Raw genomic sequence first — 22,854 nt, 5'->3', positions numbered from 1 at the left:
TTCATCGTCGGGTTCCCCGCTTTCATCCAAAGTCTGAATCCTGATTCACTCGCTGCCAGTGAATCAGGATTCAGACCATGTCCTACCGCGTCACCGCCCAACGAATCGACCGCGACCAGGCCCTGCGCCAGCGCATCCTCGACTGCGCCCTGGCGCGGGTCGCCGAAGGCGGCTTCGCCGTTCTCACCATGCAGGCCCTGGCCGACGACGTCGGCATCGCCACCGGCAGCCTCTACCGCCACTTCCGCAACAAGGGCGAGCTGGCCGCCGAAGTCTTCGCCCGCGCCAGCCAGGTCGAAGTGGACGTGCTCAGCGAGCACCTGCGCGGCCCCGGCAGTGCTACCGAGCGCCTTGCCAGCGGCCTGCAACGCTTCGCCGAACGCGCCTGGCACAGCCGCCAGCTGGCCTTCGCCCTGATCGCCGAGCCGGTGGAGCCGGAAGTGGACGAGCAACGCCTGCGCTTTCGCGAGGCCTACGCCGAGCGCTTCATCGAACTGCTCGAAGCCGGCATCGCCAGCGGCGAATTCCAGGTCGAAGCCCCCGCCCTGGTCGCCGCCTGCCTGGTGGGCGCCATCTCCGAATCCCTGGTCGGGCCGCTCTCGCCGGCCGCCCGTGCCGCCCGCGATGCCGACCAGTCGCGCAGCGAACTCGAAGCGGTCTGCCGGCACCTCGTCATCTTCTGCCTGCGTGCCGTTGGTGCGCACCCGCCTGCTAGGAGGATTTCATGAGCCAGTCCCATTACGCCGAAACCCACGACGTGTTCAACCAGGTGCCCACCCTCGACGGCGCCAACCTCTACCGCCTCGACCTGCCCCTGCAGGAATGGACCCGCCGCTACGGCGCCGGCTGGGCCGAATCACGCTTCGACGTCTACGGTGCCCTGGCCGGTGGCCCGCTGATGCAGGCGGGCTTCCTCGCCAACGAACACAAGCCGGTGTTCAAGAGCCATGACCGCTACGGCCATCGCGTCGACCTGGTGGAATTCCACCCGGCCTACCACGAACTGATGCGCACCGCCGTCGAACACGGCCTCACCTCGCTGCCCTGGCAGGACCCGCGCGCCGGCGCCCATGTCGCCCGCGCCGGCCTCACCTACCTGCACAGCCAGGCCGAAGCCGCCAGCGGCTGCCCGCTGACCATGACCTTCGCCGCCGTGCCCGCCATCCGTCTGCAGCCCAACCTCGCCGAGCGCTGGCTGCCGAAGATCCTCGCCACCGAATACGACCCGCGCAACGTGCCCATGGAGCAGAAGCCCGGCGTCACCATCGGCATGGCCATGACCGAGAAGCAGGGCGGCACCGACGTCCGCGCCAACACCACCCGCGCCCACCCCATCGGCCTCGGCGGCCCGGGGGAGGCCTACGAACTGGTGGGTCACAAGTGGTTCTGCTCCGCGCCCATGTGCGACGCCTTCCTCACCCTCGCCTACACCGACAAGGGCCTCTCCTGCTTCCTCCTGCCGCGCCACCGCCCGGACGGCAGCCGCAACGCCTTCTACGTCCAGCGTCTGAAGAACAAGCTGGGCAACTGGGCCAACGCCTCCAGCGAAGTGGAATACCGCGGCGCCCTGGCCTGGATGGTCGGCGAGGAAGGGCGCGGCGTGCCCACCATCATCGAAATGGTCGCCATGACCCGCTTCGACTGCATGGTCGGTTCCAGTTCCCTCATGCGCCAGGCGCTCACCCAGGCCGCCCACCACTGCGCCCACCGCAAGGTCGGCGGCAAGGTCCTGGCCGACCAGCCGCTGATGCAGAACGTCCTCGCCGACCTCGCCCTGGAGAGCGAAGCCGCCCTGGCCCTCAGCCTGCGCATGGGCCGCGCCCTCGACAACCTGCACGACGAGCAGGAAGACCGCTTCGCCCGCCTGGTCACCGCTGTCGGCAAGTACTGGATCTGCAAGCGCGCCCCCGAAATGGTCTACGAGGCCAGCGAATGCATGGGCGGCGCCGGCTACGTCGAAGAGACCATCCTCCCGCGCCTGTACCGCGAAGCCCCGGTCAACTCCATCTGGGAAGGCTCCGGCAACGTCCAGTGCCTGGACGTCCTCCGCGCTCTGTCCAAGGAGCCCGGCGTGCTCGACGCCCTGTTCAGCGAACTGGGCGACGGCCACGGCGACGCCCGCCTCGCCGCGCAGATCAACAACCTCAAGGCCGCCTTCCACGACACCGCCGACATCCAGTACCGCGCCCGCCAGCTCACCGAAGACGTCGCCGTCGCCCTCCAGGCCAAGCTCCTGCTGGAGGCCGGCAACGCCACCGTCTCCGACGCCTTCATCGCCAGCCGCCTGGGCGGCAGCGGCCGGGTCTACGGCACCCTCCCGCGCGGCATCGACGTCGAAGCCCTGGTCGCCCGCAGCACCCCGCACCTGGCCTGACGCCACCCTGGCAACAAGGGAAAACAGCCGGTAGATTTTCCGCTGCCGGCTTTTCCCTCTGGGATCAGCGGGTTACGGGAAGAGTGTTCCCCACGGGTGTGGGGATGAACCGATGCTCTGCAGCACGGCTTTCAGCAGGGTCTCGTGTTCCCCACGGGTGTGGGGATGAACCGCCGTGGATACCGGACGCGAGTTTGAAGAAGCTGTGTTCCCCACGGGTGTGGGGATGAACCGGCGGCTATCGCCCGCCGTGGCATCGAGCTCCAGTGTTCCCCACGGGTGTGGGGATGAACCGTTCCCGGCCAAGCTGGAGCGTGACAGGCAGCGGTGTTCCCCACGGGTGAGGGGATGAACCGCGCCAGGGCCTCGATTGCGGCGCGCAGGGTGAGTGTTCCCCACGTGCGTGGGGACGAACCCACCCCAAACCGGAATGGCCAGCCCCCACTGCGGGGCCTGCGTAGGATGGGGTGAGCTTGGCGAACCCCATCACCCGGCCGCGCCCCGGCCCTAGGCCGCCCGCTCCGCCAGCCGGCGCTGGCCGGTCAGCGCCGTGGCCACGAACAGCGCCGCCGCCAGGCTCAGCGCCAGGGGCAGGCCGTGGGGGCCGGTGCCCATCAGCGCACCGCTCAGCAGCGGCCCCACCAGGCTGCCGATGCCCCACAACATGCCCACGCAAGCGTTGGCGGTGACCAGATCCTGCCCGCTGAAGCGCTCGCCGATGCGCACCAGCGCCAGGGTGTAGACGCCCCCCGCCACCGCCCCCAGCAACACCAGCGCCGGCCACAGCAGCGTGGGCCGGGTGATCAGCCAGGGCAGCGCCATGCCGATGCCCAGCGCCGCCACCCCGCAGACCAGGTGCAGGCGGCCGCGCTCGGTGCGGTCCGACAGCCAGCCCAGCGGCACCTGGCAGACCATGTCGCCGGCCAGGATCACCGTCACCATCAGCGCCGCGATGCCCACCGCATAGCCATGGGCACTGGCGTAGACCGGGAACAGCGACAGCACCACCGCATCGAAGAAGGCGAAGAACAGCACCCCCGTGCACAGCGCCGGCGCCACCCGCAGGAAGCCTGCCAGCGAGAAGGTGCGCACCTCATCCTCGGCGGCCTGGCCCCAGCCGCCCGGCAGCCCCCGGGCCACCGCCGCCAGGGCCAGCAGGTTGGCCAGCACCACCAGCGCCACCAGCCAGGGGCTCTGTGCCCCGAGCAGACCGATCAGCGCCGGTCCGCCCAACTGGCAGCCGGTGAAGCAGGCGGCGTAGAAGGCCACCACCTGGCCCCGCCTGGCCTCGTCGCACAGCACGTTGACCCAGGATTCCCCGAGGATCACCACCACCCCCATCGCCACCCCCAGCAGCAGCCGCGCCGCCACCAGCAGGGGCGTGGAGGCCGGCAGCTCCAGCGCCGCCACCGCCAGGGCGCAGAGCACGAAGCAACCGAGGTACAACCCACGCCCCGACAGGCGCCGGCACAGCGGTGCCACCAGAAAGGCGGCCAGGATCATCCCCGCCGCCGGCATCGCACTCAGCACCCCGATCTCCAGGCTCGACGCACCGGCCTCCATCAGCCGCAGCGACACCAGGGGCAGCGTCGCCCCCATGCTCAGCCCGACCACCGACACGGCGAAGATCAGCACCAGCAGCAACACACGATGGTTCATTTCGACTCCCGCCCGCAGGTAACCGGCCCGGGCCTGGCCATGGATCAATGGCAGAACGACACGCGCACGGACGCATGCCAGGAATGAACGAAGGGAACGCCGCGCGACAGCGCAGGGCTCAGGCGGGAAGGGTGGGAGGCGAGAAGGTGAAGGCGAACAGCACGCTGCGGCGACGCTTCAGCAGGGCATCACGCGGCCAGGCATTGGCCGCCAGCGCCGGGTCGGGCTGGGCAACAAGGGCCGGGTGCAGGGGCGTGAACATCGCAGCGGTCTTCGGTGGATAACGCGGGGCGCGCAGTCTATGCGGGGGCGGGGAGGGGGTCAATGCGTCGCAGCCGGGTGGAAACTCCTTGGAAGCGGCGGCGGTGCTGCAGTAACGTCGCCGGGTCGCCAAGCAAGGAGGCTGGATGGACACCGAACACCCCGTCGCATTTTCCGCCCTGTCGGCAGCGGCCCGTGGCCTCTGGGCCAAGAGTGGCGAGTCGACCGGCCATGGCCTGCTGGCGCACCTGCTGGATGTGGCCGCCGTGGTCGAGCGCCTGCTGGCCATCGAGCCCCCGTCCACCCGCCAATGGGCCGCCACGGCCTTCGGTCTCGACCCCGCCGCCTGCCCCCGCTGGATCGCCGCCCTGGCCGGGTTGCACGACTTCGGCAAGGGCATTCCCGGCTTCCAGGCCAAGTGGGCGGAAGGCATGCAGGCTGACCAGGCCCACGGCCTCGCCTTCACCACCCTGGCCCAGCGGGTGGATCGCCACGATCTCGCCACCGCCGCCCTGCTGGGCCCCGTCCTGCATCGCCTCGCCGTGGCCTCGCCCGGCTGGTTGAGGCAGGTTGTGCGGGCCGTCAGCGCCCACCATGGCTACCACTTCCAGCCCACCGAGGTGCAGAACGGCACCCCGCCGGCCGAAGCGCCCGCCTGGGCCGCCGCTCGGGGTGAAGTGTTCGGCGCCTTCTGGCACCTGCTCGCCCCCCAGGGGCAGCCCAGCGCCGAGCGCCTGCCCCTGGCTGCCATCAACTGGCTGGCCGGGCTCACCAGCGCCGCCGACTGGATTGCCTCCAACCCCGAGTGGTTCAGCCTGGGCCAGCGCGGCTTCGATGACCTCGACGCCTACTACGCCGATGCCGGTGAGCGCGCCCGTACCGCCCTTGCACGGATCGGCTGGCAGCCGTACCGCTGCCTTGTCTCCGAAGAGCTGGATACCGATGCCGCCCTGCGCCGCATCGTCGGCCGCGATGATCTCGACGCGCGCCCCCTGCAGCGGGCCGGTGACCGCTTGCTGCACGGGGTGAACGAGCCCGCCCTGCTGCTGGTGGAGGCGCCCATGGGCGAGGGCAAGACCGAGCTCGCCTTCCTTGCCCACCTGCGCCTGCAGACCGCCAACCAGCACCGTGGGCTCTACGTCGCCCTGCCCACCCAGGCCACCGGCAATGCCCTGTTCCAGCGCGCCGAGACCTTTCTCGAGGCCTTCCGCCAGGGCCCGCTGGACCTGCAACTGGTGCATGGCGGCGCCGCCCTGAACGACGACATCCAGCGCCTGCGCGGCATCGCCGAAGACCCGCAGGAAAGCCTCGCCGCCTCCGCCTGGTTCGCCCAGCGCCGACGCCCGCTGCTCTCGCCCTACGGCGTCGGCACCGTCGACCAGGCGCTGTTCGGCGTGCTCAACGTCAAGCACCACTTCGTCCGTCTCTGGGGCCTGGCCAACCGGGTGGTGGTGCTGGACGAGGTGCACGCCTACGACGCCTACACCAACGGTCTGATCGTCGTCCTGCTGCGCTGGCTCAAGGCCATGGGCTGCTCGGTGGTGCTGATGAGTGCCACCCTGCCCGCCGCCCGGCGCAGAGAGCTGTTGCGGGCCTGGGCGGTGGACGCCGCGAGCATTCCCGAGCAGGCCTACCCGCGCCTGCTGCTGGCGACAGGCGGCCAGGTGCAGGGCGCATCCTTCGAGGCCCGCGACCAGGCCCCCATCCAGCTCGCCGCTCTGGGGGAAAGCCTGGAGGCCCTGGCCGAAGCCACTCTCGACCTGCTGGCGGGCGGCGGCTGTGGCGCGCTGATCGTCAACACCGTGGAGCGGGCGCAGCAGCTCTACCGCCACCTGCGCGAGCAACTGGGGGAATCGGCCACCCTGCTGCTGTTCCACGCGCGCTTCCCTGCCGACCAGCGCACCCAGCGCGAGCGCGAGGTGCTGGCGGCCTTCGGCACCACGGGCGAGCGACCGGCGCGGGCGCTGCTGGTGGCCACCCAGGTGGCCGAACAATCCCTCGACATTGATTTCGACTTCATGCTCAGCGACCTGGCCCCGGTGGACCTGCTGCTGCAACGCGCCGGCCGCCTGCACCGGCACGTCCGAAGCGCTCGCCCCGAGCGCCACCAGCAGGCCCGGCTGCACGTCGCCGGGCTGGGGCGCGAGGCCCCGCCGGACCTCAAGGACACCGCCTGGGGCTACGTCTACGACCCCTACATCCTCCTGCGCACCTGGGCCTTGCTGCGGGATGAGGCGCAACTCCAGCTCCCCGGTGATATCGACCGCCTGGTGCAGGCCGTCTACGGTGACGAGCCCCTGCCCGACGATCTTGAAGAGGCGATCCAGGCGCAGATCGAGATCGAGCGCTACGGCGAATACCTGGCCCGGCTGAAGAAGGAGCGCCAGGAGGCGCAGAACATCGCCATCGACCCGCGCGACCCTTTGGATGAGGCTTACGCCAACAAGCCCAGGGGGCATGAAGAAGGCGAGGGCACCGGCTGGGAGAACAAGACCCGCCTGGGGCGCGAATCCATCACCCTGATCCCGCTGGAAGTGACCGCCGAAGGCTGGCGCCCGAGCCTGGGCGAACCCGCCTTCGACCCCGCCGGCCTGGTGCCGGATGCCTTGGCCCGACGCTTGTGCGCGCGCCAGCTCAAGGTGTCCCGTACTGCCCTGGTCAAGCGCCTCAAGGTCGAACACCCCCCCGCCTTCCAGCACCCGCTGTTGCGCAACGCCTACCCGCTGCCCCTGCAGGCCGGGCGTTATGCCGAGGCGGGGCTGCACCTGCGGCTGGATGACGAACTCGGGCTGGTCTACGAGCCCACCGAAGCCCCCAACAAGGAGCACCCATGAGCAAGGACTACTGCCTGCTGGACGAACCCTGGCTACCCGTGCGCCTGGCCGATGGCCGGGTGCTGGCGCTGGGGTTGCTGGAGGTCTTCGCCCGCAGTGGCGAGATCGTCGCCCTGGCCGACACCGCGCCGCCCAACCTGGTGGCGCAGTACCGCCTGCTGCTGGCCATCACCCACCGCGCGCTGGCGGCCCAAGGGGCCTGGAGCACCGGCGAGCGGGCCCTCTGGTACCGCGAGGGCCTGCCCCTGGAGTCGATCCGCGCCTACCTGGAGCAGTGGCGCGAGCGGTTCTGGCTGTTCCACCCGCAGTACCCCTTCATGCAGGTGGCGGCCCTGGCCCAGGCCGAGGAAACCCGTGACAAGCGCAAGCCCTGGACGCAGATCGCCCTGGCCAGCAGCAGCGGCAACACCCCGGTGGTGTTCGACCACGCCCTGGACAGCGCCCCACAGGCGATCAGCCCGGCCCAGGCCCTGTCGACCCTGCTCGGATTCCTGCAATTCACCCCGGGCGGGCTGGTGAAGTTGCTGCGCGATGCCGACAAGGCCGGCGCCCTGGTCAACACCGCTGCGCTGATTCCCGTCGGGCCGACTCTGGCCCAGAGCCTCTGCCTGGCCCTGCACCCTGCCTCCAGGGAAGGGGACGAGCCCGACCTGCCGAGCTGGGAGCGCGAACCGCCGAGCATCGCCGCATTGCGCGGCGAGCCGGTGCTGGCCAGCGGGCCCAACGACCGCTACACCCGCCTGAGCCGGGCCGTGCTGCTGTGCCGCGAGGCCGAGGGCGGCATCCGCTGGTTGCATTTCGCCGCCGGGCTGGCCCTGGGCGAAGACCCCAACGCCCCCGACCCCATGGCCAGCTTCCGCGAGGGCAGCGCGGGCCCGGTGCGCCTCACCTTCGGTGACGGGCGCGCCCTCTGGCGCGATCTGCCGGCCCTGCTGCCAGAGGCGGGGGGTACCAGCCGCGCCGCCGCCGTCATGCAGTACGCCGTCAGCCTGCACGCCGAAATGAACCCGTTCGATCCGCCCCACCAGCCCTTGCTGGTGGCCGGCCTCGCCAGTGACCAGGCCAAGCTGCTGCGTTGGCGCATGGAGCAACTGGTGCTGCCCGGTCGCCTGCTGCTGGAGCCGCAGAAGACGCAGGTGCTGCGGGACGCCGTGGCTGCTGCCGAAACCCTGTTCTTCGACCTCAAGCGCCTGGCCACCGGCCTGCTGGCCGACACCCTGCCGGACCCCGCCAGCAAGGACACCCGCGCCCGCGCCAGAAGCCTGGTGGAAAGCGGCCCGCTGGCCACCAGCTACTTCGCCACCGCCGAGCGCGGCCTGGCGCCGCTGCTGGCCGGGCTGGATGCGGGGCGCCTGGAGCAGGCCCACGCCGAATGGATGAGCACCTGCCGCCGGGCCGCCGAGTGCGCCTGGGACCACCAGTTGGCCGGCCTTGGCCGGTCCCCCCGCGCGGTGCGGGCCGATGCCCGCTACTGGCCACGCTTTCGCGCCCTGTTGAACACCCAGGCGCCCCGCCCCGAACCCGTTGCAACCGACAAGGAGGCCGTACATGAGTGATCGAGCGGACCAATACATCACGTACTTGAAAACACTTGCCGAACCTAACCGGCGTGGTGCCTTAGCCGTATTGCGTCACAGCCTGGCTTTTGCGCCGGGCTGTTACCCACGTGCTTACCCCTACGTCGAGCCTTTTGCGGGTAATACCCACGAGCGCAGTGCCTGGCGCTTGGCGCTTTATGTCGTGGCAGGGCTCTTTGCTCGCCACCCCAAACAGTCCTCAACGAGCTTTGCGAGTGCATTCGGCGAGGTGTATCGGCTCCGGAGCGTGCTGAGTGAGCCAAAAGGCATTGAAAGTCGGTTTATTGCTCTTCTGGAGGCTGATTCCGAAAACATTTCCGACTACCTAAGGCAAGCCGTCAGCTTGATCTCTACCCATGACATCGGGCTGGACTTCGGCCAACTGCTGAGAGACCTGACGACCTGGATTGGCGAGAACGTCGAGCGCCGAGAAAAGATCCGCCAGGACTGGGCCCGCGACTTCTACCGGGCTGCCCAGCCCACCCCCGACGCCCCCCTTGAAACCGCGTAAAGGATGACCCGTTCATGAGCCTGTTCCTCGAATTCCACCTGATCCAGAACTTCGCCCCCTCCAACCTCAACCGTGACGACACCGGCGCCCCCAAGGACGCGATCTTCGGCGGCCAGCGCCGCGCGCGGGTCAGCAGCCAGTGCTTCAAGCGCGCCATCCGCCTGGCCGCCAGCCAGCACGAGCTGCTGCCCGAGGCCCATCGCGGCATCCGCACCCAGAAGCTCAAGGCCCTGCTGCTGGAGCGCCTGGCCGGGCGTGACGCCGAACAGGCCGAGGGCAAGGTCGAGGCCGCCCTGGGTGCCGCCGGCCTCAAGCTCAAGGACAACGGCAAGACCGAGTACCTGCTGTTTCTCGGCGAGGGCGAAGTGGCCGCCTTCGCCCAGCTCATCGAACAGCATTGGGACGAACTGCCGGTCGGCGGCGACAAGAAGAGCAAGAAGGACGCCAAGGCCAGCCTGCCCGCCGAGCTGGTGAAGCAGGCCAAGGCCCTGCTCGACGGTGGCAAGGCCGTGGACGTGGCGCTGTTCGGGCGCATGCTCGCCGACCTGCCGGCGGCCAACCAGTACGCCGCCTGCCAGGTCGCACACGCCATCAGCACCCACCGCGTCGAGCGCGAGTTCGACTACTTCACCGCCGTGGACGACAAGGGCGACGAGGACGAGACCGGCGCTGGCATGATCGGCCAGGTGGAGTTCAACTCCGCCACCCTCTACCGCTACGCCGTGCTCGACCTGCACAAGCTGCTGGACAACCTGCAGGGCGACCGCGAGCTGACCCTGGCCGCCGTCGAAGCCTTCGTCCGCGCCCTGGCGCTGGCCATCCCCAGCGGCAAGCAGAACAGCTTCGCCGCCCACAACGCTCCGGATTTCATCGGCGTCAGCCTGCGCCACGCCACCCCGCTGAGCCTCGCCAACGCCTTCGAGAAGCCCGTGGCACCGCGCCAGGACCAGGCCCTCACCGAGCAGTCCGTCGAGCGCCTGGCCACCTACGAGGCCAAGCTCGCCGCCGTCTACGCCAGCCCCGAGGACCAGTGGCTGAGCCTCGACCTCACCGGCCGCTGGCCCGCCGACAAGGGCACCCCGGCCAGCAGCCTCGCCGGCCTGGCCCAGGCCGTGCGCGAGCGGGCCGCTGCCGCACTGGAGGGCTGACCATGGCCACGTTGCTGCTGTGCCTCAAGGGGCCGTTGCAGTCCTGGGGCACCACCAGCCGCTTCGACGAGCGTGACACCCAGCTGGAACCCTCCAAGTCCGGCGTGCTCGGGCTGGCCTGCGCCGCCCTGGGGCGTGACCGTCGCGAGCCGGTTGACGACCTTGCCGCCCTGCGCATGGGCGTGCGGGTGGAGCAGGAGGGCGTGCCGATGCGTGACTACCAGACCGCCACCGGCGTGGTCATCGCTGCCAGCGGCAAGGCGGACCTGGGGCGCACCGTGGTGAGCCCGCGCTTCTTCCTCGCCGATGCCACCTTCCTCGTCGGCCTGGAGGGCGACCGGGCGTTGCTGGCGCGCATCCACGCGGCCCTGGCCCGCCCGGTGTGGCCGCTGGCCCTGGGGCGCAAGAGCTTCGTCCCGTCGCTGCCGGTGCACCTGCCCGATGGCCTGCGGGACGAGCCCCTGGAGCAGGTGCTGGCCACCTGGCCCTGCCTGCTCACCGGCCAGGTGCCGGAGACGCCCCGGCGGGTGCTGCTGGAGCACCCCAGCGAGGGCAGCGTGCGCCTCGACCAGCCCGTGGCGCCTTTCGCCGAGCGGCGCTTCGGCCCGCGTTTCGTCAAACCCGACCTGTACTTCACCGGAGTCGCCCATGTACCTGACCCGTCTGCGGCTTGACCCGCGCAGCGCCCTGGCGCGGCGTGACCTGGCCGACCCCTACGAGATGCACCGCAGCCTGGTGCGGGCCTTCGTCCGTGATGCGCAGCAGACGCCGCCGCGTTTCCTCTGGCGCGTCGAGCCGACCGCTGCCTGGGGCAGCCCGGAGCTGCTGGTGCAGTCTGCCGAAGCGGGGGACTGGTCCTTTCTGGCCGGGCAACCGAACTACCTCAAGGGCGAGGTGGAAACCCGCGAGTGGGCCCCCGAAACCTGGGTGCGCGAGCAGGCATGCTTCCGCTTCCGCCTGTTCGCCAACCCCACCGTCACCCGTGACGGCAAGCGTCTCGGCCTGGTGGGGGAGGAGGCCCAGCTGGCCTGGCTGGCCCGCCAGGGTGAGCGCCTGGGCTTCAGCGTCGAAGCAGCGCTGGTGACTGGCAGCGAACTGCTCAGGAGCCGCAAGGGCGACAGCCGCATCAGCCTGCTGCGGGCCTGCTTCGAAGGACGCCTGCGGGTGCGTGATGCCGGCGCCCTGGCCACGGCCCTGTGCGCCGGCATCGGGCCGGGCAAGGCTTTTGGCTGCGGGTTGCTGAGCCTGGGGAGGAGTTGATGCTGCCGCCACTAAAGCCGCTCCCGATGAAAGATCGCGTGTCCATGGTGTTCATTCGCTACGGGCAGATCGACGTGCTCGACGGCGCCTTCGTGGTCATCGACAAGAACGGCGTGCGCAAGCACATCCCGGTGGGCTCGGTGGCCTGCATCATGCTGGAGCCCGGCACACGCATCTCCCACGCGGCGGTCAACCTGGCCGCCACCGTGGGGACGCTGCTGGTGTGGGTGGGGGAATCCGGGGTGCGCCTCTACTCCAGCGGCCAGCCCGGCGGGGCGCGGGCCGACCGCCTGCTCTACCAGGCGCGCCTGGCCCTGGACGACGAACTGCGGCTGAAGGTGGTGCGCAAGATGTACGAGGTGCGCTTCGGCGAGCCCGCGCCGGCCCGGCGCAGCGTCGAGCAGTTGCGCGGTATCGAGGGCGCCCGGGTGCGCGGCACCTACAAGCTGCTGGCGCAGGAACACAAGGTGAACTGGCAGTCGCGCAACTACGACCGCCAGCAGTGGGAGGCGGCGGACATCCCCAACCGCTGCCTCTCCGCCGCCACCGCCTGCCTCTACGGCATCACCGAGGCGGCGGTGCTGGCTGCGGGATACGCCCCGGCGGTGGGCTTCATCCACACCGGCAAGCCGCTGTCCTTCGTCTACGACATTGCCGACCTCTACAAATTCGAGACGGTGGTGCCGCTGGCGTTCCGTATTGCCGCCAAAGCCCCGGCCGAGCCGGAGCGCGAGGTGCGCCTGGCCTGCCGCGACCTGTTCCGCTCGGACAAGCTGCTGGGTCGCATCATCCCGCTGATCGAAGAGGTGCTCGCCGCCGGCGGTATCCACCCGCCCGAGGCGCCGCCGGAGTCCGTACCGCCGGCCATCCCCAACCCCGACAGCCCCGGCGATGCCGGGCACCGGAGCCGCTGATGGCCTTTCTCACCGTGGTCACCGAGAACGTCCCGCCACGCCTGCGCGGGCGCCTGGCCATCTGGCTGCTGGAGGTGCGCGCGGGGGTGTACATCGGCGACGTCTCGCGGCGCACCCGGGAAATGATCTGGCAGCAGCTCGAAGCCGGGTACGAGGACGGCAGTGTGGTCATGGCCTGGGCCAGCCAGAACGAGTCCGGCTACGACTTCCAGACCCTCGGCAGCAACCGCCGCGAACCGGTGGACCATGACGGCCTGCGGCTGGTGGCCTTCCTGCCGCCGACCACCGCGGATTCCATGCCCTAATAATCGGTAGATTTTCAGGAGGTGATTTTTATCTTTGAGAACAAGGGGTTGCAGTTGGAGTGTTCCCCACGGGTGTGGGGATGAACCGGCCCCGCAGAGGTCGCAGAAACAGCGGTCGTGGTGTTCCCCACGGGTGTGGGGATGAACCGTTACCCGAATTCGATTTTTGGTCACGTGACGCGTGTTCCCCACGGGTGTGGGGATGAACCGTACGTCAATGAAGACGGTTCGCAGATGAACGAGTGTTCCCCACGGGTGTGGGGATGAACCGAACGGCAAGAGCATCATCGCCGGCGGTACCGGGTGTTCCCCACGGGTGTGGGGATGAACCGCGCTCTTCGATCACCGTCCAGCCCCAGCCGATGTGTTCCCCACGGGTGTGGGGATGAACCGTCCGCTGTTCGGAGCGAGTCCGAAGGTGGCGAGTGTTCCCCACGGGTGTGGGGATGAACCGGCTGAGGTCCTGCTGATGAACCTGTGCCAGCGGTGTTCCCCACGGGTGTGGGGATGAACCGTACCGGCCGTTCGAATAGAGGTTCTCCGGCAGGTGTTCCCCACGGGTGTGGGGATGAACCGGTGATCCACCAGCTGGAGGCGGCGCACAAGATGTGTTCCCCACGGGTGTGGGGATGAACCGCTCGCTGGCCTCTGAATTCTCCGGCCCCGAGTGTGTTCCCCACGGGTGTGGGGATGAACCGCGCTTTGCCGAGCAGCTGGAGCGCATGCCGATGTGTTCCCCACGGGCGTGGGGATGAACCGATTCAGCACAAGCGCCGCAACGTGATGATGTGGTGTTCCCCACGGGCGTGGGGATGAACCGGACGCTGGCCAGCAGGCCATGCGCAACGTCCAGGTGTTCCCCACGGGCGTGGGGATGAACCGTTCTACCGGGTCATGCTGCCGCAGCGTAACGAGTGTTCCCCACGGGTGTGGGGATGAACCGCACCCTGCAGGCGTCGAGCAGTCGGCGACCCTGTGTTCCCCACGGGTGTGGGGATGAACCGGCCCGCAGGCGCGGGCAAGGGCGCCGATCTGAGTGTTCCCCACGGGTGTGGGGATGAACCGAAATTGAGGGAGGCGCGAAAGCTTACCCAGCGGTGTTCCCCACGGGTGTGGGGGATGAACCGCACTACGGCACGCAGGATGGCCAGGTGGTGGAAGTGTTCCCCACGGGTGTGGGGATGATCCAGAAGAGCCAACCAGACTGCCGAAGGTCGAAGCCTGTTCCCCACAGACGTGGGGATGAGCGTCGCGACCCTACCGCCGCTGCCAGATCTTCCGGCCGCCCTGGTCTTCGGTCACCAGGTAGGGGTCGCTGAAGCGGTAGCGGGTGGCGGGCTGGTAGTCGGTGCCGCCGTCGGGGCGGACCAGGAGGATGCCGTCGGCGGTCTGCCATTGGCCGGCGTACTGGAGGGTGCCGTCGCTGTCGTAGCTCCAGTCGGAGCCGCCGCCGACGGAGCGGCTCCATTGCTCGACGCGGCCGTCGGGGGCGAGGTGCAGGGTGAGCACGGTGTTGAAGGAGGCGAAGCTGGCGCCACCGCTGTTGATGATGTCTTCGTGGACCCAGGTGCCGACCAGTGCCGGGTCCAGGGTGCCGGCGCTGGTGCGGGTGGCGCCCGTGGCAGTTGAGGGGCTGCGCTGGAACAGCGCCTGGCGCTCCAGTACCTGGCCGCTGACGGGGTCGCGGGCGGCGAGGCGGGCGTTGAGCTGGTCGTTGCCGTAGGTGGCGGCGAGGGTGGCGATCACCTGGTTGGTTTGCGGCAGGACGATCTCGGCGTTGAGCACCTGGCCGTCGTACTGGCCGCGCAGGTCCAGTTGCAGGGTGCCGTTCTCGGAATAGCGGCCAGTGACGACCTGGCCCTGCTGCTGCAGGTCGAGCACCGTGTTGGCGCCTGCCAGGTCGGCCTGGAAGCGGCCATCCAGCTCGCCGGCGAACAGTGGGGTGCTGGTGGCGACGGCGAACAGCAGGCTGGTCAGACGGTGCATGGCGGCGGGCCTCGCGGGGGGCGGTCGGGCAAGCATAGACGCAGCGGCACGCGCTGCTCGGCTTGGCCGCCGGAGGGCGATGGGCGCAAGATAGCCCCCTGTACGCCCAGACAGGATGCACACCTCGTGACCCAGGATTCCGTCGAGTTTCTCGTTGTCCACACCGCCGAAGAGGCGGTCGACCGTCTGACCGCCCTGCATCAGCGGGCCACCACGGCCCTCAGCCAGGCCCTCAAGCTCTTTCTCAAGTCCCGCACCGAGCCGAGCGCCGAGCAGCGTGCGCTGTTCCGCTACCCCGAGTTGCGGGTCACCTACCGCTGCCAGGGCGAGGTGCCGTCCACGGTGCGCGCCTACGCGAAGATCCAGGTGCCGGGCACCTACAGTGTCACCGTCACCCACCCCGATGCCTTCCGCAAATACCTGCTGGAGCAGCTGCGCCCGCTGATGAGCGACTTCACCGTGCAGGTGGAGGTGGGCATGAGCCAGCGGAACATCCCCTATCCCTATGTGGTGGAGAGCGGTGACGAACTGGCCGGCACCGATGTGACCGCTGCGGCGCTGGCGCGGGTGTTCCCCAGCACGGACCTGTCCGCCGCCACCGATGGCGTGGCCGACGGGCTGTACGACTGGGAGAGCGCCGAGGAGCTGCCCCTGGCGCTGTTCGATGCGGCGCGGGTGGACTTTTCCCTGCGCCGGCTGGTGCATTACACCGGCAGCGACTGGCGCCATGTGCAGCCATGGATCCTGCTGACCAACTACCACCGCTACGTCGACCAGTTCATCCAGCACGGGGTGACCCAGCTGCGCGAGGACCCGCGCTTCGTCAGCATGGTGCTGCCCGGCAACGTGCGGGTGGACCGGGACATGGACGAGGCGACCGTACAGGCGGTGATCGACAGCGTGGTGTGGCACCGCTATCAGATGCCGGCCTACCACCTGATCGCCAACGACGGCCATGGGGTGACGCTGGTGAACATCGGCGTCGGTCCGTCCAACGCGAAGAACATCACCGACCACCTGGCGGTGCTGCGCCCGCACTGCTGGCTGATGATCGGCCACTGCGGCGGGCTGCGGCAGTCGCAGACCATCGGCGACTACGTGCTGGCCCACGCCTACATGCGCCGCGACGGCATCCTCGACCGGGTGCTGCCGCCGCACATCCCGCTGCCGGCCCTGGCCGAGGTGCAGCAGGCCCTGCAGGACGCGGCGGCGCTGGTCACCGGCGAGCGCGGCGAGGACCTCAAGCGGCGCCTGCGCACCGGCACGGTGCTGACCTACGACGACCGCAACTGGGAGCTGCGCTGGGCCCAGGAGCGCCCGCTGATCAACCTGTCGCGAGCGGTGGCGGTGGACATGGAGAGCGGCACCATCGCCGCCCAGGGCTATCGCCTGCGGGTGCCCTACGGGACGTTGCTGTGCGTGTCCGACAAGCCGCTGCACAGCGAGATCAAGCTGCCCGGCTCGGCCAGTGCCTTCTACCAGCGCGCGGTCAGCCAGCACCTGCGCATCGGCATCGCCGCGCTGGACCTGCTGCGCAACCAGCTCACCTCGCTGCACTCGCGCAAGCTGCGCAGCTTCGACGAGCCGCCGTTCCGCTGAGCCGCTCCTGATGACACAGGGCCGCATGATGCGGCCCTTTTTCTGCCTGGACTGAAAAGTCGGACGCTCTTCAGTGAACGGCTCGCCAGTCGCGTGCTCGGGTTTCGATTTAAGCTGCGGCCCCCAAGGACGGACGAGGTGACACCGATGGAACAGGCCCAACACTTGCTCGCAGCATTCTGGGAGCCCTTCAGTTTCCTCAGCCTGTTCGCCTGGATCAGCGGTGCGCTGTTGCTGGGCACGATCGCCGGCCTGGTGCTGGCCATCCTGCTGCATCGCGGCGGTTGGCTGGCCCGTAGCAAGCGCTGGCACCACTGGACGCTCAAACTGTACTTCCTGCTGCTTCCGCTGGTCGGGGGCGTGCTGGGCTTCCAGGGCGGGCTGCTGTACAGCGGGCAGCAGCAGATCAACCGGCACCTGGACAGCTACACGCCGGCGCTGCAGCGGCTGGCCGATGACACCTGGCAGGACTTCCAGGCCTACGTGGCAGCCCAGGACGAGCGCCAGTTGCAGGCCCTGCGCGGGTCCAGTGTGCAAGCCGCGCTCAATCAACTGGCGCTGGAGTACCTGCGCAGCGAGCAGCAGGAGGAAGCCGATGCCCGTGCCGAGGCGTCGCTGGCCGAGCGCCTGGCCCTGGACCTGCTCGATCGCCTGCGGGCGAGCCTGATCGGCAAGGCCGTGGGCCAGATGGCGGTGAGCGAGGCGGCGAGCTACAGCGGGCTCGACAAGCGGGTGCTGGCCGGGGTGCTCGATGCGCGCGTGGAGCAACTGTTCCAGGCCGAGTTCCTGCTGGACCTGCTGAAGCGCCAGGTCGGCCATGTATTCAAGCCGTTCTACATCGCGCTGCTGTTGCAGCTCGGCCTGCTCCTGGCCTTCATCGCGGGGGAGTGGGCGGTTTCACGCTGGCTTCGCCAGATTCCGTCCGCCACCCGGGCGGAGCCGGCTGCCTTGGCCTGAGGCTGGGCGTGTTGCAAGCAAAAGGGCCGCATGATGCGGCCCTTTTTCATGGTGCAGGGGTGTGGCTCAGAGGCCGCTGGCCTGGACCAGGTCAGCCGCGCCGAGGCGGTCCAGGGTGGGCACCTGCCACTGGTAGCCGGGGCTGGGGACGCGGAAGCGATCCGGGTCGACCTGCCAGTAGTCGAGGGCCTTGGCCAGCTCGCGGGGCGGGTCGAACTGCCCTTCGTCGGTGAGCTGGAAGGTGCCGAAGTGGATGGCCAGGCTGTGCTGGGAATCCAGCTGCTTGTGGGCCTGCACGGCGTCGTCCGGGTTCATGTGGTTGTCGCGCATGAACCAGCGTGGTGCGTAGGCACCGATGGGCAGGGCGGCGAAACGCAGCGGCCCGAAGCGTTGGTGGATGAGGCGGAATTCCGGCCCCAGCCCGGTGTCGCCGGGGAACAGCAGCGGGCCGTCCGGGGACTCCAGCACGAAGCCCAGCCACAGGGTGCGGTTGGTGTCGCTGCGGGTGCGCGCCGACCAGTGCTGCACCGGCACGCCGTTGAGGGTCAGCCCGTCGCCCAGGGGCAGGGCTTGCCACCAGTCGATCTCGTCGACGCGGGCGAAGCCGGTCTCGCGGATCAGCGGGCCGTTGCCCAGGCCCGTGACCACTCGGGCCAGGGGGAAGCGCTCGGCGAGGCTGCGCAGGGTGTCCAGGTCGAGGTGGTCGTAGTGGTTATGGCTGACCAGGATCAGGTCGATGGGTGGCAGCTGGTCCATGGACAGGCCGGGCGCCTGGTGCCGGCGCGGGCCGATGAAGCTGAGGGGGCTGACCCGCTCGGACCACACCGGGTCGGTGAGGATGTTCAGCCCGCGATGCTGGATCAGCAGCGTGGCGTGGTTGATGTAGGTGACGCGCAGTTCGTCGCCTTCGACGCGGGTGGGAACCTCGGGGGTGAAGGCCGGGGTGGGCTGCTCGACCCAGTCGGGGCTCTTCTCGCGGTTGAGTTGCCAGCGCATGAAGGACCAGAAGTCCTTGTGCGGCTTGGGCTCGATGTTCTGGAAACGCTGGCCGTCGAAATGATCGCTGACGGGGCCCTGGTAGGGCGTGCCGGCACAACCGGCGAGGGTCATGAGGCTGATCAGCCAGGTGGGGCGCAACGCGCGGGGCATGGTGTCCTTACTCTTGCGGCGGGGAGGGGCACAACCTAGCATGCGCCTCCGCTCCCCTGTCCATATCCGCTGGTAACCAGGCATGTCGCGCCCGCCCCGTCCTTCCCGCCCTGCTTCCCGTCGCCCCCAGGCCGCTCCGCGCCGGGTGGCTAAGGCGCCGCCGGTGGAGCCGCGCCTGGTGCTGCTGAACAAGCCGTTCGACGTGCTCACCCAGTTCAGCGACGACCAGGGACGGGCGACCCTGAAGGACTTCATCGACCAGCCCGGCATCTACCCTGCCGGGCGCCTGGACCGTGACAGCGAGGGGCTGCTGCTGCTGACCAACGATGGCCGCCTGCAGGCGCGCATCGCCGACCCGAAGCACAAGCTGGCCAAGACCTACTGGGTGCAGGTGGAGGGCACGCCCGATGCGGCGCAGCTGGAACGCCTGCGCAACGGGGTGGAGCTGAACGATGGGCCGACGCTGCCGGCCGAGGCCCGGCTGATCGAGGAGCCGGCGCTGTGGCCGCGCAACCCGCCGGTGCGCTTTCGCAAGAGCGTGCCGACGGCCTGGCTGGAGCTGGTGATCCGCGAGGGGCGCAACCGCCAGGTGCGGCGGATGACGGCGGCGGTGGGCCTGCCGACCCTGCGCCTGGTGCGGGTGCGCATCGGCCCCTTCGGCCTCGATGGCCTGGAGCCGGGGCAGTGGCGCGAGGTGCCGGCGCGGCTGGACTGACACCCGCCGCAGCGCGGCGGGCCGTCCGTGGATCAGTAGTGGGACTTGATGACGTTGATGCCCTTGGTGAGCACTTCGCGCCAGGCGGCGCGCACGCCGTCATCGGCCTGCTTGTCGTGCTCGCTGATGGTGCTCAGCAGGGCGTCGACCCAGAGGTCGTAGTACTCGGGGCGGATGTCGAAGCCTTCCCGGGAGTGGCTGGCACCCAGGGCGCGCAGCTTGGTGTCCGGCATGCCGCGGGCATACATCACCAGGTTGAGGATGCCGTGGCGCAGCAGGTGCTTCTGCGCGGCCATGTCGGTGTTGGCAAACTTCGCGCGGATCATCGGCGAGCTGGCGAGGAACAGCTTGTAGAAGGTGTCGAAAAAACCGGAACTGGCACAGCAGCGTCCATAGCTCTGCATGACGCGATCGGTAGCGTTCATGTGTTCTCCTGGGCAACGGTGAGCGAAACCGCCCGAGCCCCCGCCATCAGGCGGTCCGGACGGATCGGGTGAGGTTGGCTACATGCCTTCGAGGCCGCCGATCACCAGCGACTTGATCACGAAGCCGAGCACGCCGAGGCCGAGGGCGAGGAACAGGATGAAGGTGCCGAAGCGGCCGGCCTTGGACTTCTTGGCCAGGTCCCAGACGATGAACGCCATGAACAGCACCAGGCCGGCGATCATCGCCGTCATCATCCATTCTTCAAATTTTTCGGGGCTCATTGGTCAACCTCGTACAGCGAAACGATTCAGGCCCGGCCGCGAACGACCAGGCTCGGATGCCGTGGAGGGCGAGGGATGCGGTTAGTAGTTATGCGAGCCGGCAGGCTCTTATGGGCGAAACCACGCGGGGCACAGCAAAGGCGGGGCGCATTATACGCGATGCCCGCCCCTGCGCGCTGCCACTCATTGGTTCAATTGCGCAGATGCCCCAGGGGCAGCTCGGTGCTGCTCAGCACCTGGTTGAGCACGAAGCTGGAGCGCACGCTGGTGACGCCCTCGATGCGGGTGAGCTGGCCCAGCAGGAACTGCTGGTAGTGGTCCATGTCCGGCACCACCACCTTGAGCTGGTAGTCCGCCTCCATGCCGGTCACCAGGCAGCACTCCAGCACCTCGGGGCACTGGCGGATCACCGACTGGAAGTGCTCGAAGCGCTCCGGGGTGTGGCGGTCCATGCCGATCAGCACGTAGGCGGTCAGGCTCAGGCCGAGCTTCCTGCGGTCCAGCAGGGCGACCTGGCGGATGATGTAGCCGTCGTCCTCCAGCTGCTTCACCCGGCGCGAGCAGGGCGAGGGTGACAGGCCGATGCGCTCGGCCAGCTCCTGGTTGGAGATGCGGGCGTCGCGCTGCAATTCGGCGAGGATCTTCAGGTCGTAGCGATCGAGTTTTTCCATTTCAGGCGCCGTTTTATTTTTGATTGCTGATTGTCTGCTGATTTTGGTGAATCGTTGCGCATATGATAGTTCAGTCAGCAATCTTCGCAATCCTCTGTCGCGCTGCCCGACGTAAGATTCTCTCCAGTTTCACGGCCCGGACACATGTCCAACCGACCCGCCCAATCAGGCGCGTCGGCGCCGCCGAACCCACCGGTTCGAGCAGGCCCCCGGGTCCGCACTGCCCAACCAGGCAGGCGACGAAAGCAGCGACACAATCGCCAGCACAGGACGAATTACCCCGAGAGGAGGCCCATGGAACGGGCCTCCTTTTTTTATGCCTGCAGTTTGGGGATGGAGATGGGCCGCTGGTGCAGCGAGGCCGTCTAGTGGCCCTTGACCACCTCGATGGGGTCGGCATGGACCAGCACGTCGGCGCGCGGGTAGGCGTCGCGGATGGCGTCCTCCACCTGCACGCACAGCGCGTGGGCTTCGGACAGCGGCATCTCGCCGGGCAGCTCCAGGTGCAGCTGCACGTACCAGTGGTGGCCGGAGACACGGGTGCGCAGGTCATGGGCGCCGAGCACGCCGGGCACGCCACAGGCCAGCTGGTGCATGTGCTCGCCCACGTCGGGGTCGATCTCCTGGTCCATCAGCACGCCGATGGATTCCCGGGCGATGCCGATGGCGCTCCACAGGATGTAGGCGGCGATGCCCAGGCCGAACAACCCGTCCACCTGGTCCCAGCCCAGGCTGGTGAGCACCAGCGCCAGCAGGATGCTGCTGTTGAGCAGCAGGTCCGAGCGGTAGTGCAGGGAATCGGCGCGCACGGCGGTGGAGTGGGTGATGCGGATAACGTGCCGCTGGAAGGCCAGCAGCGCAATGGTCAGCACCAGCGACAGCAGCATCACCGCGATGCCCAGCGCCTGGGCGCCGAGGGGCTGCGGGTCGCGGATCTGCTCCACCGCCTGCAGGCCCACCAGCACGGCGCTGGCGGCGATGAACAGCGCCTGGGCCAGGCCCGCCAGGGATTCCGCCTTGCCGTGGCCGTAGTGGTGGTCGTCGTCCGCCGGCTTCAGGGCGAAACGCACCGCCAAAAGGTTGAGGAAGGAGGCGGCGCTGTCCAGCAGCGAGTCGGTCAGGCCGGCCAGCAGGCTGACCGAGCCGCTCAGCCACCAGGCCACGGCCTTGGCCAGCACCAGGGTGAGGGCGACCGAGAGGGAGGCGGCGGTGACCTGGCGCAGCAGGCGGGCGTGGTGTTCCGGTGTGGTCATGGCTGCTTCGGCGTGTAGTAGAGGAGGTCCAGGACCGGGGTGTCCAGGCCGAGGGCGCTCATGGCGGCGGTGACCTGGCCCCGATGGTGGGTCCCGTGGTTGACCAGGTGGGCGAGGATCTCGGTGTGGCTGCGCTGGAAGCGCTCGCCGGCCTGGTTGCGGTACTCCAGGGGCGCCAGCAGGCCGTTGTCGTCCTGCCCCGCCAGCCAGGCCCGCCACAGGCCCACGCCTTCGGCCAGCACGGCGGCCAGCCCGGCGCGGTCCGGCGCGGCCTCGGCATCCAGGCGCTCGAAGGGGCGTGGCAGGTGCAGCACCCGGGCGAACCAGATGCGGTCGGCCACGGCGATGTGGTTCAGGGTGGTGTGGATGGAGCCGAAGAACAGCCCGCAATCCGCGCGGTAGCGGGCCTCGTCGAGGCCCTCCAGGCTCGCCAGCAGACGCCGGTTGGCCCACCCGTGGTAGGCCAGGAGCCGGTCGTGGTGGCTGGCGAGGGCGCGCATGTCAGGCCGCCGGGGCCAGGCCGTAGGCGGCCAGCTGTTCCAGGCTGCCGGCGTGGCGGATCAGGCGCGGGTCGTCCAGCGGCAGGTTGCGGCCGGTGTCCTGCTCGATGATCGCCTTCAGGCGGGCGTTGTCGACCTGGCCGTCGCTGCCGATGGCCTCGCCCAGGCGCTCGGGGGCGACGTGGGCGGTCTCGTTGCCCGGCAGGTAGATGGCGCCGGTGGCGAAGTCCACGCCGAAGGCGATCAGGCCAGGGATCACGTAGAACAGCACGCCGATGGCGTTCAGCGCGGCCACCACCGGGTCGATCTTGCCTTCGATCTGGCCACGGCGATCCGGGAAGAACAGCGTGCCGCAGGCGGTCAACTGGGTCAGCAGCGCGGCGGCGACGGCGCCGCCGATCAGGCGGGTTTTCAGGCGCATATACGGCTCCATGCAGAAAAATGGCGTCACTATACCAAGGCGTTCGGGGCAAA

General features: G+C 69.2%; 23 protein-coding genes and 2 CRISPR repeat arrays. Of the genes, 13 read left to right on the top strand and 10 right to left on the bottom strand.

The features are described 5' to 3' along the window. Positions 1–77 precede the first annotated feature (77 nt). Both BM198_RS24550 and BM198_RS24545 read left to right on the top strand, forming a co-directional pair. Positions 78–728, top strand: coding sequence for a TetR/AcrR family transcriptional regulator (locus BM198_RS24550; RefSeq protein ID WP_074973155.1), 651 nt, complete (start codon positions 78–80; stop codon positions 726–728). Beyond that, positions 725–2,374 carry an acyl-CoA dehydrogenase family protein gene (locus BM198_RS24545; RefSeq protein ID WP_074973153.1) on the top strand — a complete coding sequence of 550 codons (1,650 nt, stop codon included), beginning with the start codon at positions 725–727 and terminating at the stop codon, positions 2,372–2,374. Before BM198_RS24550 ends, BM198_RS24545 begins: the two co-directional genes overlap by 4 nt. A gap of 83 nt (positions 2,375–2,457) precedes the next feature. Next, positions 2,458–2,791: direct repeats of the CRISPR family, unit length 29 nt; unit sequence GTGTTCCCCACGGGTGTGGGGATGAACCG. 90 nt (positions 2,792–2,881) lie between these two features. Here BM198_RS24545 and BM198_RS24540 read toward each other — a convergent pair. Beyond that, entirely contained in the window at positions 2,882–4,033 is a 1,152-nt protein-coding gene (locus BM198_RS24540; protein ID WP_074973151.1) for an MFS transporter, read from the bottom strand. A gap of 118 nt (positions 4,034–4,151) precedes the next feature. After that, entirely contained in the window at positions 4,152–4,295 is a 144-nt protein-coding gene (locus BM198_RS30250) for a hypothetical protein (protein ID WP_167368492.1), read from the bottom strand. Between the two features lie 145 nt (positions 4,296–4,440). On the opposite strand from BM198_RS30250, the gene BM198_RS24535 reads away from it, so the two are divergent. The 8 genes from BM198_RS24535 to cas2e are packed head-to-tail and all read left to right on the top strand — an operon-like array spanning position 4,441 to position 12,843. Beyond that, a complete protein-coding gene (locus tag BM198_RS24535; RefSeq protein WP_074973148.1) occupies positions 4,441–7,128 on the top strand; it encodes a CRISPR-associated helicase/endonuclease Cas3 in 2,688 nt (895 codons plus the stop codon). Further along, positions 7,125–8,684, top strand: coding sequence for a type I-E CRISPR-associated protein Cse1/CasA (gene casA, locus BM198_RS24530; protein WP_074973146.1), 1,560 nt, complete (start codon positions 7,125–7,127; stop codon positions 8,682–8,684). The genes BM198_RS24535 and casA overlap by 4 nt, the downstream gene beginning before the upstream one ends. Next, the gene (casB, locus tag BM198_RS24525) at positions 8,677–9,216 is read left to right on the top strand and encodes a type I-E CRISPR-associated protein Cse2/CasB (protein ID WP_074973144.1); all 540 of its coding nucleotides are present in this window, start codon (positions 8,677–8,679) and stop codon (positions 9,214–9,216) included. Before casA ends, casB begins: the two co-directional genes overlap by 8 nt. A gap of 14 nt (positions 9,217–9,230) precedes the next feature. Continuing rightward, positions 9,231–10,364: a type I-E CRISPR-associated protein Cas7/Cse4/CasC gene (gene cas7e, locus BM198_RS24520; RefSeq protein WP_074973142.1), complete on the top strand. Its 1,134-nt coding sequence runs from the start codon at positions 9,231–9,233 to the stop codon at positions 10,362–10,364. Positions 10,365–10,366: 2 nt separating this feature from the next. After that, the gene (gene cas5e / locus BM198_RS24515; protein WP_074973140.1) at positions 10,367–11,038 is read left to right on the top strand and encodes a type I-E CRISPR-associated protein Cas5/CasD; all 672 of its coding nucleotides are present in this window, start codon (positions 10,367–10,369) and stop codon (positions 11,036–11,038) included. Continuing rightward, entirely contained in the window at positions 11,013–11,624 is a 612-nt protein-coding gene (gene cas6e, locus BM198_RS24510; RefSeq protein ID WP_074973138.1) for a type I-E CRISPR-associated protein Cas6/Cse3/CasE, read from the top strand. Before cas5e ends, cas6e begins: the two co-directional genes overlap by 26 nt. Continuing rightward, positions 11,624–12,538 (top strand): type I-E CRISPR-associated endonuclease Cas1e, encoded by a 915-nt coding sequence (gene cas1e, locus BM198_RS24505; RefSeq protein WP_208610382.1) that lies wholly within the window; start codon positions 11,624–11,626, stop codon positions 12,536–12,538. The genes cas6e and cas1e overlap by 1 nt, the downstream gene beginning before the upstream one ends. After that, on the top strand, positions 12,538–12,843 hold the full coding sequence (gene cas2e / locus BM198_RS24500; protein WP_074973134.1) for a type I-E CRISPR-associated endoribonuclease Cas2e: 306 nt from the start codon (positions 12,538–12,540) through the stop codon (positions 12,841–12,843). The genes cas1e and cas2e overlap by 1 nt, the downstream gene beginning before the upstream one ends. 59 nt (positions 12,844–12,902) lie before the next feature. Then, a CRISPR array of direct repeats spans positions 12,903–13,908; the repeat unit is 29 nt; unit sequence GTGTTCCCCACGGGTGTGGGGATGAACCG. A gap of 192 nt (positions 13,909–14,100) precedes the next feature. Here cas2e and BM198_RS24495 read toward each other — a convergent pair. Next, positions 14,101–14,829, bottom strand: coding sequence for a hypothetical protein (locus BM198_RS24495; RefSeq protein ID WP_074973132.1), 729 nt, complete (start codon positions 14,827–14,829; stop codon positions 14,101–14,103). A gap of 126 nt (positions 14,830–14,955) precedes the next feature. Between BM198_RS24495 and amn the strand changes: the two genes are divergently transcribed. Both amn and BM198_RS24485 read left to right on the top strand, forming a co-directional pair. Then, positions 14,956–16,428: an AMP nucleosidase gene (gene amn, locus BM198_RS24490; RefSeq protein ID WP_044410687.1), complete on the top strand. Its 1,473-nt coding sequence runs from the start codon at positions 14,956–14,958 to the stop codon at positions 16,426–16,428. Between the two features lie 147 nt (positions 16,429–16,575). Further along, a complete protein-coding gene (locus BM198_RS24485) occupies positions 16,576–17,385 on the top strand; it encodes a hypothetical protein (RefSeq protein WP_074973130.1) in 810 nt (269 codons plus the stop codon). A 66-nt stretch (positions 17,386–17,451) separates the two neighbouring features. Here BM198_RS24485 and BM198_RS24480 read toward each other — a convergent pair whose 3' ends face one another. Beyond that, complete coding sequence (locus tag BM198_RS24480) at positions 17,452–18,534, bottom strand: MBL fold metallo-hydrolase (protein ID WP_044410682.1); 1,083 nt, start codon at positions 18,532–18,534, stop codon at positions 17,452–17,454. Positions 18,535–18,616: 82 nt separating this feature from the next. Between BM198_RS24480 and BM198_RS24475 the strand changes: the two genes are divergently transcribed. Beyond that, positions 18,617–19,249 carry a pseudouridine synthase gene (locus BM198_RS24475; RefSeq protein WP_074973128.1) on the top strand — a complete coding sequence of 211 codons (633 nt, stop codon included), beginning with the start codon at positions 18,617–18,619 and terminating at the stop codon, positions 19,247–19,249. A 32-nt stretch (positions 19,250–19,281) separates the two neighbouring features. Here the strand turns inward: BM198_RS24475 and BM198_RS24470 are convergent, their stop codons facing one another. The 6 genes from BM198_RS24470 to BM198_RS24445 form a co-directional block, all read right to left on the bottom strand. Next, positions 19,282–19,674 (bottom strand): globin, encoded by a 393-nt coding sequence (locus BM198_RS24470; protein ID WP_044410677.1) that lies wholly within the window; start codon positions 19,672–19,674, stop codon positions 19,282–19,284. A gap of 78 nt (positions 19,675–19,752) precedes the next feature. Further along, a complete protein-coding gene (locus BM198_RS24465) occupies positions 19,753–19,956 on the bottom strand; it encodes a DUF2788 domain-containing protein (protein ID WP_021221994.1) in 204 nt (67 codons plus the stop codon). Positions 19,957–20,147: 191 nt separating this feature from the next. After that, positions 20,148–20,627 carry an Lrp/AsnC family transcriptional regulator gene (locus BM198_RS24460; protein ID WP_074973126.1) on the bottom strand — a complete coding sequence of 160 codons (480 nt, stop codon included), beginning with the start codon at positions 20,625–20,627 and terminating at the stop codon, positions 20,148–20,150. A gap of 365 nt (positions 20,628–20,992) precedes the next feature. Continuing rightward, the gene (locus BM198_RS24455; protein WP_074973125.1) at positions 20,993–21,880 is read right to left on the bottom strand and encodes a cation diffusion facilitator family transporter; all 888 of its coding nucleotides are present in this window, start codon (positions 21,878–21,880) and stop codon (positions 20,993–20,995) included. Beyond that, on the bottom strand, positions 21,877–22,380 hold the full coding sequence (locus BM198_RS24450; protein ID WP_074973124.1) for a DinB family protein: 504 nt from the start codon (positions 22,378–22,380) through the stop codon (positions 21,877–21,879). Before BM198_RS24450 ends, BM198_RS24455 begins: the two co-directional genes overlap by 4 nt. A 1-nt stretch (position 22,381) precedes the next feature. Continuing rightward, the gene (locus BM198_RS24445; protein WP_074973123.1) at positions 22,382–22,801 is read right to left on the bottom strand and encodes a polyribonucleotide nucleotidyltransferase; all 420 of its coding nucleotides are present in this window, start codon (positions 22,799–22,801) and stop codon (positions 22,382–22,384) included. Between the last annotated feature and the right edge of the window lie 53 nt (positions 22,802–22,854).

Origin of the sequence: Metapseudomonas otitidis (assembly GCF_900111835.1) — a bacterium.
GTDB classification, from domain to species: domain Bacteria; phylum Pseudomonadota; class Gammaproteobacteria; order Pseudomonadales; family Pseudomonadaceae; genus Metapseudomonas; species Metapseudomonas otitidis.
The sequence above is the reverse complement of the archived record's forward strand: the minus strand, read 5'-3'. Positions and strand labels throughout refer to the sequence as shown.